16 protein-coding genes are annotated in these 11,738 nt (G+C 39.5%); 1 reads left to right on the top strand and 15 read right to left on the bottom strand.

Annotated elements, in window-relative coordinates:
• Positions 1 to 236 precede the first annotated feature (236 nt).
• The 3 genes from AC2CG4_RS19965 to AC2CG4_RS19955 form a co-directional block, all read right to left on the bottom strand.
• Entirely contained in the window at positions 237 to 596 is a 360-nt protein-coding gene (locus AC2CG4_RS19965) for a hypothetical protein (RefSeq protein WP_484487941.1), read from the bottom strand.
• Between the two features lie 114 nt (positions 597 to 710).
• On the bottom strand, positions 711 to 1,154 hold the full coding sequence (locus AC2CG4_RS19960; RefSeq protein WP_484487940.1) for a hypothetical protein: 444 nt from the start codon (positions 1,152 to 1,154) through the stop codon (positions 711 to 713).
• Positions 1,155 to 1,308: 154 nt separating this feature from the next.
• On the bottom strand, positions 1,309 to 1,665 hold the full coding sequence (locus tag AC2CG4_RS19955) for a hypothetical protein (protein ID WP_484487939.1): 357 nt from the start codon (positions 1,663 to 1,665) through the stop codon (positions 1,309 to 1,311).
• Positions 1,666 to 1,767: 102 nt separating this feature from the next.
• Here AC2CG4_RS19955 and AC2CG4_RS19950 point away from each other — a divergent pair, with 102 nt between their 5' ends.
• A complete protein-coding gene (locus tag AC2CG4_RS19950; protein WP_484487871.1) occupies positions 1,768 to 1,956 on the top strand; it encodes a hypothetical protein in 189 nt (62 codons plus the stop codon).
• Positions 1,957 to 2,562: 606 nt separating this feature from the next.
• Here AC2CG4_RS19950 and AC2CG4_RS19945 read toward each other — a convergent pair.
• The 12 genes from AC2CG4_RS19945 to AC2CG4_RS19890 all read right to left on the bottom strand — a co-directional run.
• Positions 2,563 to 3,027, bottom strand: a complete 465-nt coding sequence (locus AC2CG4_RS19945) for a hypothetical protein (protein ID WP_484487938.1) — start codon at positions 3,025 to 3,027, stop codon at positions 2,563 to 2,565.
• A 476-nt stretch (positions 3,028 to 3,503) separates the two neighbouring features.
• The gene (locus AC2CG4_RS19940; protein ID WP_484487495.1) at positions 3,504 to 3,884 is read right to left on the bottom strand and encodes a hypothetical protein; all 381 of its coding nucleotides are present in this window, start codon (positions 3,882 to 3,884) and stop codon (positions 3,504 to 3,506) included.
• A 1,149-nt stretch (positions 3,885 to 5,033) separates the two neighbouring features.
• Positions 5,034 to 5,429, bottom strand: a complete 396-nt coding sequence (locus AC2CG4_RS19935; RefSeq protein WP_484487937.1) for a hypothetical protein — start codon at positions 5,427 to 5,429, stop codon at positions 5,034 to 5,036.
• Between the two features lie 241 nt (positions 5,430 to 5,670).
• On the bottom strand, positions 5,671 to 5,928 hold the full coding sequence (locus tag AC2CG4_RS19930; protein ID WP_484487936.1) for a hypothetical protein: 258 nt from the start codon (positions 5,926 to 5,928) through the stop codon (positions 5,671 to 5,673).
• Between the two features lie 258 nt (positions 5,929 to 6,186).
• Positions 6,187 to 6,474 (bottom strand): hypothetical protein, encoded by a 288-nt coding sequence (locus AC2CG4_RS19925; protein ID WP_484487935.1) that lies wholly within the window; start codon positions 6,472 to 6,474, stop codon positions 6,187 to 6,189.
• A gap of 121 nt (positions 6,475 to 6,595) precedes the next feature.
• Entirely contained in the window at positions 6,596 to 7,120 is a 525-nt protein-coding gene (locus AC2CG4_RS19920) for a GFA family protein (protein ID WP_484487934.1), read from the bottom strand.
• Between the two features lie 549 nt (positions 7,121 to 7,669).
• Positions 7,670 to 8,080: a hypothetical protein gene (locus tag AC2CG4_RS19915; protein ID WP_484487933.1), complete on the bottom strand. Its 411-nt coding sequence runs from the start codon at positions 8,078 to 8,080 to the stop codon at positions 7,670 to 7,672.
• 598 nt (positions 8,081 to 8,678) lie between these two features.
• Positions 8,679 to 9,050, bottom strand: coding sequence for a DUF4870 family protein (locus AC2CG4_RS19910; protein ID WP_484487932.1), 372 nt, complete (start codon positions 9,048 to 9,050; stop codon positions 8,679 to 8,681).
• Positions 9,051 to 9,180: 130 nt separating this feature from the next.
• Entirely contained in the window at positions 9,181 to 9,873 is a 693-nt protein-coding gene (locus AC2CG4_RS19905) for a hypothetical protein (RefSeq protein WP_484487931.1), read from the bottom strand.
• Positions 9,874 to 9,966: 93 nt separating this feature from the next.
• Entirely contained in the window at positions 9,967 to 10,380 is a 414-nt protein-coding gene (locus tag AC2CG4_RS19900; RefSeq protein ID WP_484487930.1) for an SMI1/KNR4 family protein, read from the bottom strand.
• Positions 10,381 to 10,530: 150 nt separating this feature from the next.
• Positions 10,531 to 11,175 (bottom strand): hypothetical protein, encoded by a 645-nt coding sequence (locus tag AC2CG4_RS19895; RefSeq protein ID WP_484487929.1) that lies wholly within the window; start codon positions 11,173 to 11,175, stop codon positions 10,531 to 10,533.
• A 278-nt stretch (positions 11,176 to 11,453) separates the two neighbouring features.
• Positions 11,454 to 11,738, bottom strand: a 285-nt coding sequence (locus tag AC2CG4_RS19890) for a hypothetical protein (protein WP_484487928.1), incomplete at its 5' end; no start/stop codon positions are given.

The following is an 11,738-nucleotide window of genomic DNA, read 5'->3' as shown; positions in this document are numbered from 1 at the left end:
CGAACTTATACTGGACCCCGATAGCAACGAATAGTGCAAGCGTGGTAAAAGCTAAGATCTTAATGGGCTTTCGCCAATCGACATAATAATTCATGATTCCTTCTAACGTTGCGGTAAACGGCAGAATTTAAGTAGCTTTTTTATGGAAATATTTTACGAAGTAAAACCATAAAAAAGCTACTTAAATTCTGTCCAGTGGAGCGAAGCGGAACGAGGTTTGACTGCCTTGTTATGGATTAGCCTGTGCAAACAAGTTCATTTTTACTTTTTATGTTTTTGTTTTCAAAAATAAATTCATAAATAAAACACCCCTCTCTTGATTGATCGAATACGCCGGAGCGAATTTCTAGGGAGGGGGAGCATAGACGAACCTTTTCGCCTGATTTATACCAGTAGTGCTTTTTCGGTGTTTTAAAGAATATAGAGTTTTCGGGTATTAAGCTTAGATATGAACGCTTTGACTCTTCGCTTAATACGAGCGGACTCCATAAATGCTTTTCATCTGGCACTCCACAGTAATATTCTTGGTTTAGCCAGACGCAGCCTTCCAAGCAAGATAGCACCATCAATAACAGAACTCGTTGCATCAGATTCATATGGTTCCATAACGTTGCGATAACCGGTGGTTTTTAAGTAGCATTTTTTCCATAAAATGAAGCGAAGCGGAATGGCAAAAATGCTACTTAAAAACCATCCGGTTGATTGCCTTGTTAGGCATTTTCTACCTGTAGAGTCACTTGGTTAAGAACGTCGTTGGAATACTGGTAATGGATAGAGTATTGGCCGAGAATAAGTTTAACCCAGTCAAGCTCTGCACCAAATAAATTACCATTACCCTCTTTATAATTTATGCAATTTTCTTTAGCAAAATCTATAGCATGTTCCTTAGTAGAAAAAGCTTGCAGGTTTAACTCACCGATGTTTTCTTGAGAATAACCATTAGTTTGCTGAGTAAAAATGAATATTGTTTTTAAGATTTGATTTTCATTGAAAGAAAACTCCAAACCTAGTTCTGCTATTTTTCCAAAATATTGATCGCTCATGCCCTCATAAAGCCGATCATACATATATATGACTTCTACATCGTAGTCTTCGAAGAGCTCGACTAGCTCTTTTGATTTAAGGGATTTATTGAGAAGTTCTACGATTTTCATATTTATGCCTAACGTTGCGGTAAACGGCAGAATTTAAGTAGGTTTTTTGTGGAAATATTTTACGAAGTAAAACCACAAAAAAGCTACTTAAATTCTGTCCAGTGGAGCGAAGCGGAACGAGGTTTGACCGCTTTGTTAGTGATGCTATTTTCTACTACTTAACCTCACAACTGTGGTTAATTCCGCCTTCTATTTTTGTAATTTCATTTACAAAAACTTCTGAGCCAGATTCAGAGATGCCGCCTTTAGCATATATAGTGATAGAAACTCCGTCCGCTACAAGCTTCTCTGCTTTAGCTAACTGTAGATCATTTTCGGATGTCGCATTCCAAAACGGGGTAACTGATTCTTTGCCATTACAAAACCTAATACTTCCTTGGTTTTGATACAGCTGGAAGGTTTCAGTATGCCCATAGTATTCAAGATGAATATACCAAACATATGAGGCCAGTATTAAAAGCAACCCAGCTGAAGTTATGAATATGATTGTACGCTTTAGTGCTGTTTTCATTTATTCACTAACGCCAAGTTCAGCGAGTGCGCTGACTAAATCAACTAAAAACCAAGGCTTACCACGCATCCGCTGGAACGCCTTGTTATGTGAGGTGACGAAGTGCAAGAGTTAGTTAAAAAATTAAACGATTTACCGCCAAGCGATCAGTTTTGGCGCAACGAATGGCAGTTTACAAAGCCAGTATTTACACAGAACAGCAGGCAAGGCACAGACCCGCAAATGTTCTTTGTTTTCTTTGAAAGATTGCCTGCAAAGCTGAAAAAGCACATTAAAAGCGCCAGCACATAACGTTGCGTTCACCTGCGGATTGTAAGTAGCGCGTTGCGATAAACTAAGCGCAGCGATATTGCATAAGCGCTACTTACAATTCGTCTGGTGCAACGCCTTGTTACGTGAATATGTTTTTGTGATGAGTTTGCCGAAGAGGGAAGGGCGCTTTTGCTGTTGCCTTTCCGTGCAAACCAACACGCTTAAAATTGTGGTGAAACTTTACCCAAAAATGGGAAATAACGAAAGCTAAAAATGACTAAGCTAGCAGCCTGCTTTCTAGCTTTTAAAACAGAACATAAAAAAACACAAACCAGAAAAAAACCTTGCATTCTTCAAACCGCTACAGCGTAAAAGCTGGCCGAAGCATGAAGAAAAAAACACTCATTCTTCAACAAGTTAAGAAAATCGAACTCGCCGAAGCGTAAGGCCAAAAAAACTTCATTATTAAAATTCATCGGCTTTTCTTTTGCGTACTTTCAGGATTGCACAGGCTAAAACGCTTTACCCACGTAACGTTGCGATAACCGGTGGTTTTTAAGTAGCACTTTTGCCATAAAATGGAGTGAAGCGGAATGGCAAAAATGCTACTTAAAAACCATCCGGTTGATTGCCTTGTTACACATTTTAATTTTTGATTATGGGCTCTACCTTGCTATTGACCCATAAATTGTCTATTGCCGAGTAGCCGCTAGGCGTTTCATAGCTTACTTCAAACTTCCCGATTTCGTGATTATAGTAGAGGACAAACCTTTCGTTGGTAGAGTTCTTTAGCAAAACCGCTGAAATATTTTCACCAATTATTATGTAATGCAAGCATTCAGGTTTAATCCAACCGAAGTATTTCTTCATAGACTGCGCTGGGTTTTGACTGTTTTTAGCAAGCTCGCCTGTAAATTGGACAATATTTAAGGGGCTTTCATTTATAAGGTTTACCAGCTCCAAATACCTTTGCTTTACTTGAGACTCTTTTTGCGAATTTAGCTTCTTTTCAAAGCAGAATTCTTCAAGGCAAAAATTTTCTGTGTTCGGTTCGCTAGAGCAGCTCGCAATGCTAAAAAATATAACCGCCAGAATATAGATTTTATTCATTGATTCGACTCTGTGCAACGCTTTGTTACAAACTACGGTTTTAGCCTTGCTCAACGAAAAACCAAAAAGCTTTTTCTAGCAAAGCCCAAAACCAACTTTCCGAAACGGTAAAGAAAAAAAGACAATACCACAACGGTTAAAATACAAAACCTGCTTAGCAAGGTGCGAATAAAACCTTCGTTATTTCAAAAGCTACGAAGCTCGCACTTTCCGAAGCAGGAAACAAAAAACACTCATTCTTCAACTTGCTAAGAAAACAAAACTAGCCGAAGCGGAAAACCCAAAGCATTCATACTTCAAATAATACAGCTTTTACGTTTGCGGTGTTTCCGAAGCTGTAGCTTTAAAATTCTTGCCCTTTGTAACGCCGCAATAAGCGGTGGTTTTTAAGTTGCACTTTTGCCATAAAATGGAGCGTAGCGGAATGGCAAAAATGCAACTTAAAGGCCATCCGTTTGATTGCTTTGTTAAGCGTTTTAAAGTGGCAATAGATTTAGTATAACTAAAGCAATTGGCCCAGAAAACAGACCCAATATGGCCCTCAGCCAAGTTTTAATATTTTTTGGCAATATTAGACCGAGAATAAAACTGAATATAGCAGTTGTAATATAGACAAAAAAGCTCATTACCCAAATAGCACCTGCTGCCCACCCAACTTCAGCTGTTTGTTCAACAATGCTTTCAATTAGAAAAAATATGTACACACAGATAAATGGCATTAATGAAGAGATAACCGTAACTATAACGGGTCTATTTTTAGGGGAATATCTGTAAATAAATGCAAGAAAAACTGGGAGACCAAGCTCGAAAATCATTGCGCCAAAAGATAACAGTGTTTCGTCTAAATCGATATCCATTCATGACCTGCTTAACGTTGAGGTAAGCGGCAGGCTTTAAGTTGTGCTTTTATGGAATACTTTTGCGAAGCAAAACCATAAAAGTGCAACTTAAAGCCTGTCCAGCACACGTAATGTGCGGTGCTTGACCGACTTGTTACGTGATTTTTAAATTTTAAGGATTGGAGCTAAGGAAGGAAAAACCACATTATTAAAATCCACGCCTTCCGAAGCAAACCAACAAAAACACAATTTAAAGCTTTAACCGCCATAAAGCCAGAGACAACAAAGCAAAACTCAATAAATTATAGCTTTATGTAAGCTGTTAAAAGTACTTGCGATAAAACAACTACCGAAGGCACAAGAAAACTTTCAGAACGTTAGGCCGCAATATTTCAGCCTAGAAAAACGGGTTGTACGCTTAAAACTAGCAGCACATGAAAAGCCAAAACTTCAACCTTTCAGATTTTTAGCTTTTGCTTTTGCGATTTAGCCGAAGCGTAGCATTTTAATTCGCTTTGCCAACGTAACGCCGAGTTCAGCCGCAGTTAGTAAGTTGGTTTTTTGTGGAAAACTTTTGCGTAGCAAAACCACAAAAAAGCGACTTACTAACTGTCGAGTGCGCGAAGCGCACGTTGCTGGAACGACTTGTTAAGTATTTGATGGTTTGAGAAGCAATAGAACACGTTCTTGAACCAACAACTACCTGCGATTGATAAAAAGTAACCTGTTCAAGATTACTGCATTTTACCTTATTGGCAAGAGTTCAAAAAGAACGTGGACTCTTGGTCGATACATACTTTTAGAAACTACCTGACAATTCAATGTGCGTAAGTTACGGTACATGAAAAACCAAACAGACTTGTTCCGTGCTGTGGTCGGCAGTGTGCCGAAATTTCTGTGAACGAATAACGATTTTGTTTGAAACACAGACCACGAAGAGCAAAAGGCCGTAATTGCAAACTTTCCATGTGCGACCCTTGCTTAGAGTGAACACAGTTCAAAAAGTACCAAGGCCAACACGGCTACGACAAAACTAAAACAAGTTCGAATATTTAACGCCGCAATAAGCGGTGGTTTTTAAGTTGCACTTTTGCCATAAAATGGAGCGTAGCGGAATGGCAAAAGTGCAACTTAAAGGCCATCCGCTTGATTGCTTGTTAGCTTTATTTATTTCCAGCGATCTCCGTTTTTTATAATGTAGCTTTTAAAAATGTACAACCAAGGAATAACTACTATGTCAATAACAAGGCCAATTGCCATAATTGGAAAAAGTCCATCAGCTTTAATAGCTGGCCAATGAGGGATTGCAAAAAACACTAACCAAACACACTTATATACAAACTGCATTAATATTATTGGTAGCATTTGAAGTGGATAGCGTAAGCCTAACAAACTCAACAAAGAAAGTGCTGCCCAAAAACTATAAGCTACGCAATGTATAGAGTTCCAATTCGTAGCATCACGAAATAAAGCAGGCCATACGTCTGCGCCCAAAAATAGACAATTTAATAGATATAGAACTCTTAGAAGATAAAGACGCACCAAAGACACTTCGCTGTTCATAACACTTCCTTATTAGCAAGTTTAACTGATTAGTTGATTTCTGATGATTTAAATTAGATGTATTTTTCTTGACCCAAGCTAACGTTGCGGTAAACGGCAGAATTTAAGTAGCTTTTTTGTGGAAATATTTTACGAAGTAAAACCACAAAAAAGCTACTTAAATTCTGTCCAGTGGAGCGAAGCGGAACGATGTTTGACCGCCTTGTTAAATTTTTCGCTTGTTGCGGTATAGGTTGTGCATTTACTCAGGCCGGAATTCTAACCAAACTCTTTGCTCTGGATGGTGTTGCGCTATAGTGTCAAGAGCACCCTGTATAGTCGCCATATCAGTTGGTTCAATAGCATATGAGAACTCTGTCAGGTCAAGCCCCAAGCTCCGTAATTCCGAAAGTTCGCTAGTAGATAATACGCCAGCACCAACCCACATTGGATAATTCAAGGTTTTGATAATTGGTTCAAGTTCCATATACCCTTCTCTGGTAATTGCAAATACAACCATTCGATTTTTCCTTGAGAAATACGACCAAAATCAACAATAGAATTTAGCGAAATAAAGATATGGCACTATCTAATTTCACCTTCCAATTTAACGTAGTGTTCAACCGCAGGTTGTAAGTAGCGCGTTTGCGAAAAACTTCGCGCAGCGATTCGCTAAATGCGCTACTTACAAACTGTCGAGTGGAGGCGCGAAGCGCCGGAACGGTGTTGGAACACCTTGTTAAATTTTTTCTTTGCAGGCTGGATAGCCAGTTAGTATTTATTTGGGATGTTCCATAGGGTAAAACGTGTAACCACCGCCCCCAAGGCGTTTCCACCAACGCTCAGGCCAAATTTTTTCTAAATATATTTTAGATTCGAGCGCACTTTCCTTGCAAAGAGATTCCAAAAGATTTTTATCAGTGCGGATCATTTCCATTGCTACCAATTCAGCTTCATCAGGATTTTGTGCTTTTACGAAACGAGTTGTAAAGAACCCGATATTCTCCGCTCCGGCTCCGGATTTGATGGCAAAGTTTTCACCCCTAAGCATTACTCCATACTTCAATTATTCGGCTCCAATTTAACGTTGCGATAACCGGTGGGTTTTAAGTAGCACTTTTGCCGTAAAATGAAGCGAAGCGGAATGGCAAAAGTGCTACTTAAAAACCATCCGGTTCATTGCCTTGTTAGGCATTTCCACTCAAAAGTTCTATTAAGTTTTTAATTTCAGGTCTTGTCGCGTGTGGATTTATACTTGTAGATACTTGACTCCATTTGGCGGCTTCACAGACAAATATATTTGCAACCACTTCAATACTCTGACTGTCCATTAGACCAGCTGGAACCCAAAAAAATGGATTCCCTCTAAACTTGTTTGGTACTGATGAGCCGCACGCGCTACAGAAGTGAGAAGTAAAACCTGTTTCTTTAACCCACTTTGAAATGTTGCCTTCCCCGAACAGCCATTCAAACTTTTCTATATCAATCACAGACCCGCAACTTGATGCAGCTCCAGTTTGCTTTCTGCATAGAGAGCAGTGACATTGATAGATTTTCAGCTGGTCTAGTTTTACTTCAAATTTTACTGAGCCGCACAAACAACCACCAATCATTTTGACAATATCTCCATGTGTTTTTTTACGCCTAACGTTGCGTTCACCTGCGAATTGTAAGTAGCGCGTTGCGGTAAACTTCGCGCAGCGATACTGCATAAGCGCTACTTACAATTCGTCTGGTGCAACGCCTTGTTAAGTATTTGGTGGTTTAAAAAACGAAAGCATGAGTTTTTGAAGCTGTAACTACATGCGCCCGATAAAAAGTAATTTGATGAAGATTACCGCATTTTAGCTTATTGGCAAGAGTTCAAAAAGAACGCGAACTCTTGGCCGTAGCAGACTTTTAAAAACTACCGGCCAATTTAATGTGCCCAAGCTTCGGCACATGATAAACCCAACAGAGTTGTTCCGTGCTGTGTTGGGCAGTGGGTTGAACTTTCTGGGAACGAATAACGATTTCGTTTGAAACACAAACCTCGAAGAGCAAAAGGCCGCAATTGAAAACTTGCCAAGTGCGACTCTTGCTTAGAGTAAGCATGGCTCAAAAAGCACGAAATAGTTCCCGACTGCACAAAGCAAAAAACAACCCCGAATATTTAACGTTGCGTTCACCTGCGGATTGTAAGTAGCGCGTTGCGATAAACTCAGCGTAGCGATATTGCATAAGCGCTACTTACAATTCGTCGGGTGCAATGCTTTGTTATGCTACTTTATTTTAGGAATAAACCCTTTGTAACTATAACTTATGGTGGGGCAATGTGCTTGATCCGCATAGGTTATTATAAGCTTGTAGTTAGATACGAAATTTCTATTTCCCGCTAAATTGAAAACAATACTTTCTTTGGATATTCCTACTGCGGGCTCAAAACTGTATTTAACCGATCCCTTTTCAATAACTTTAACTTCAATACGTCTAAACTCGTTTCCCTCTATAGCCGGTTTTATAGCCGCAGTAATAAGCACCCCATTTTCAAAGCCGTAGTGTTGACCAGAATGAAAGTCTATTATTGCTCCGGTAATTTCACGCTCAATTACTTTTGACTGGTGACAGCTGATGTCAAGTGCAAAACTACCTTTAGCGGGAATGCATAAAATATAGAAAAGTATGTTTTTCATTTAACTCTCTCAGCTTGCCTTGCATAACGCTAAGCTCAGCCGCAGTTTGTAAGTTGGTTTTTTGTGGAAAACTTTTGCGTAGCAAAACCACAAAAAAGCGACTTACAACCTGTCGAGCGCACGAAGTGCGCGGTGCTGGAGCGCCTTGTTACGTGATAAATGTTTGTGATGAATTTGCCGAAGCGGGAAGGGAGCTTTTGCCGTTGCCTTTCCGTGCAAACCAACACGCCTAAAAACTTGATGGAACTTTACCCAAAATTGGGAAATAACAAAAGCAGAAATTAACCAAAGCCAAACTCGCATTTCAGCTTTTAAAGCAAAACCTACAAGAACACAAACCAGATAAAACCTTCACATTATTCAAACCGCTACAGCGCACAAACTGGCCGAAGCAGAAAACCAAAAAACATTCATTCTTCAAAATATACCGGTTTTGCTTTTGCGAGTTTTCAGGATTGCACAAACCAACATGCTTTGACCACGTAACGTCGCGTTCACCTGCGGATTGTAAGTAGCGCGTTGCAATAAACTTCGCGTAGCGATATTGCATAAGCGCTACTTACAATTCGTCTGGTGCAACGCATTGTTATAAAAAATTCTAATTTACTTCTGACAAATACATTGGCTTTTCTTGATTAAGCCTGTACAGGCCAATAATATTCCGATAAGCAAACCATAATAAAGTGACCGCTAAAATTGCACCTCCAATTAATGCCAAAACAAATGCAGGATCACTATTTTCATTGAGCACAAATGTAAAAATCATAATTAGTCCAACGAATGCCCATAAAATAGTGAATAACGCTGTTCTTATTTGCCACCTATGATGCGATTCAAGCCATGTATTTTTTGTATCAAACTGATAGGCTAGGTTTAAAACCAACCCGACCAAAAAACTTCCGCCGAGTGCAAAAGTACAAAGACCAAGACAATATACAGCAAGAACTACAAACCTTTTTTGATCGGACATATTCTGCATACTTCCCTCTTATATTTATAACGTTGCGTTCACCTGCGGATTGTAAGTAGCGCGTTGCGATAAACTTAGCGTAGCGATATTGCAAAAGCGCTACTTACAATTCGTCAGGTGCAACGCCTTGTTAAGCCGCTTTTTTTTGGCTCAATTTAATAACTACACCGACCAATGGAATTACTAGGCCAAGCCCTATTAGAACTGGTTCGTAATTTCCATTAGGGTCTTTGTACCACATGCCGGCAATAAACATAGAGCTTAACAATAATACCGCTTCCAAGAACCATAGTGACTTAGTTAGCAAAGATATTGAACTTTTAATTTTTAGCTCAAGAATGGACGCATTTAATGAATTTTGGAAAACTGCCAAATTTGAAGCCATTTCCGATTCGAGCTCAGGCAACATTCTTGCGTATAGATTTGGACTTCTTGCGATTTCTGTGCTTTTCTGAAAAATTATAAGCGCTTCAATTTTAAATTGCTCTTGAGCGGATTTAGTTAAAGTTTGAATTTCTGATTCGAGATTATTGTTGTAATTCACATTGAGCTTTTTTAGGTACCCAATAGCTTGAGCGTACAAGCTAGCATTCCCTAAAACGATGAAATTCATTGTTTTCTTAATCGTAGCCCCTGAGCCAAGCATTCCATCGCGAGAGTGTTCAGCAAGCATGCGTTTATAATCATAATTTAGGTTGACAATTAGTTCGCTTCTTATTAATCGAAGCTTTTCAACAAAGTTTTCCATTAACTCGTTGTTCATTAATATATTTACCTTTTCTGGCTTAACGTTGTGTTCAATCGCAGTTTGTAAGTAGCGCATTGCGATAAACTTTGCGCAGCAATTCGCTAAATGCGCTACTTACAAACTGTCGAGTGGAGGCGCGAAGCGCCGGAACGGTGTTGGAACACTTTGTTATGCTTGTATTTTTAACCATACTCTAACGATCCATTCGCCTAAATTAGGCCATGTTTCTTTCGATGCACCATTATGACTAAAGTATTCAATGACGCCATTTTCCGCAATGCAGTAGAAATCACCATTGTCACTACATATAGGCAATAAACGTTCTGGAACACCGAACTTCCTAGCTGAGGCGACTAATGTAGGAAGATGAAAATGAGCCTTAGGGAGTGTAAGCATTGCGGGCTCAAGTGTGCCATATACTGTATTGCTGCCATTTAAAAGGTAATACCTATAATCCTCATGAAATACTACTCCAAGCTCCCTCTCAACTAGCTCCACTTCAACTTCAGATGGAAGACGAGGAGACAAAGGAACTTCCATTTCATTTTTTCGTAATAAAGAAACTGCTTCTTCAATATTCATGATGATTCTGCATAACGCCGAGCTAAGCGGCAGTTTTTAAGTTGTGGTTTTATGGAAATATTTTGCGCAGCAAAACCATAAAACTGCGACTTAAAAACTGTCCAGCGCACGTAGTGCGCGGTGCTTGAGCGATTTGTTAGCTTTTACCTATTAGCGCACTAAAGTTAAAAGTGATGTATGAAGCTCTTCAAGCAGCTCAAGTACGTCACCACCACCAAGAAAACCACAATCGAGATCAAACCATGAGCTTCCAGAATTGGCGGTGGAAACGGCTATGCCTCTCCAGGTAGTCAACGGAGTATTTGGATTATCAATTGCAAATTTATCTCCGTGTGCGATTGCATTTCGCAGAAGCCAAGCAAACCGCCATAGCTCTGGCCAAGTGTGTGGCTGTGTACCAAAATTCTTTTTGAGAGTTGAGCCATTTCTTTCATAAAATTTAAGAAAGGCAGTTCCGACAAACTGCCTAACTAAATTCTGTAGGCCGATACTTTTAAGATCTACATAATTTTCATAAGTCAGTGGTGACTCCACTGGTTCGAAGCGAACAAGTTGAAGGCTATTGGGCCAAATATCCTTAACCATATTGTGCATTAATTTGTAAGTCGGAAAACCATAAGTTGCAACCCTACCGTACAAAAATAGGCCATTTTTTGGATTTGAAGGGATTTGAGTTACAGGACAATTTAAATATGCTTCGGAGGCCGCGTTAAAACTAGCCAGTGCTATAAACAATGCGGCTATATCATCAAAATATTCGTGGCTCGTTGGCGTATATACTCTTTCATTACTCATAATTTTCCTTGCCAAGCTAACGTTGCGATAACCGGTGGGTTTTAAGTAGCACTTTTGCCTTAAAATGCAGCGAAGCGGAATGGCAAAAATGCTACTTAAAAACCATCCGGTTCATTGCCTTGTTACGTGATAATTCTTTTATGATGATGTTGCCGAAGCAGAAAGGAAGCTTTTGCTTTGCCTTCCGATGCAAACCAACACGCCTAAAATTGTGGTGAAACTTTACCCAAAAATGGGAAATAACAAAAGCTGAATTTAACCAAGGCCGAACTTGCATTTCAGCTTTGAAAGAAAAACCTACAAGAACACAAACCAGATAAAACCTTCACATTCTTCAAACCGCTACAGCGCACGAACTGGCCGAAGTAAAAAAACCAAAAACACTCGTTCTTCAAAATTTCAGGTTTTTGCTTTTGCGAGCTTTCAGGATTGCACAAGCCAAAATGCTTTGACCACGTAACGTTCAGCTCAGCCGCAGGTTGTAAGTTGATTTTTTGTGGGAAACTTTTGCGTAGCAAAACCACAAAAAAGCGACTTACAAGCTGTCGAGCGCACGAAGTGCG

This window comes from Cellvibrio sp. ATLC23, assembly GCF_057196725.1.
This window is presented reverse-complemented; position numbering and strand designations above follow the sequence as displayed.

Coding starts and splice junctions, on each gene's coding strand:
- AC2CG4_RS19935 (WP_484487937.1), bottom strand. CDS start 5,429: ATGAACAGCGAAGTGTCTTTGGTGCGTCTTTATCTTCTAAGAGTTCTA.
- AC2CG4_RS19960 (WP_484487940.1), bottom strand. CDS start 1,154: ATGAAAATCGTAGAACTTCTCAATAAATCCCTTAAATCAAAAGAGCTA.
- AC2CG4_RS19910 (WP_484487932.1), bottom strand. CDS start 9,050: ATGTCCGATCAAAAAAGGTTTGTAGTTCTTGCTGTATATTGTCTTGGT.
- AC2CG4_RS19895 (WP_484487929.1), bottom strand. CDS start 11,175: ATGAGTAATGAAAGAGTATATACGCCAACGAGCCACGAATATTTTGAT.
- AC2CG4_RS19965 (WP_484487941.1), bottom strand. CDS start 596: ATGAATCTGATGCAACGAGTTCTGTTATTGATGGTGCTATCTTGCTTG.
- AC2CG4_RS19905 (WP_484487931.1), bottom strand. CDS start 9,873: ATGCGCTACTTACAAACTGCGATTGAACACAACGTTAAGCCAGAAAAG.
- AC2CG4_RS19930 (WP_484487936.1), bottom strand. CDS start 5,928: ATGGTTGTATTTGCAATTACCAGAGAAGGGTATATGGAACTTGAACCA.
- AC2CG4_RS19900 (WP_484487930.1), bottom strand. CDS start 10,380: ATGAATATTGAAGAAGCAGTTTCTTTATTACGAAAAAATGAAATGGAA.
- AC2CG4_RS19915 (WP_484487933.1), bottom strand. CDS start 8,080: ATGAAAAACATACTTTTCTATATTTTATGCATTCCCGCTAAAGGTAGT.
- AC2CG4_RS19940 (WP_484487495.1), bottom strand. CDS start 3,884: ATGGATATCGATTTAGACGAAACACTGTTATCTTTTGGCGCAATGATT.
- AC2CG4_RS19945 (WP_484487938.1), bottom strand. CDS start 3,027: ATGAATAAAATCTATATTCTGGCGGTTATATTTTTTAGCATTGCGAGC.
- AC2CG4_RS19955 (WP_484487939.1), bottom strand. CDS start 1,665: ATGAAAACAGCACTAAAGCGTACAATCATATTCATAACTTCAGCTGGG.
- AC2CG4_RS19920 (WP_484487934.1), bottom strand. CDS start 7,120: ATGCAGTATCGCTGCGCGAAGTTTACCGCAACGCGCTACTTACAATTC.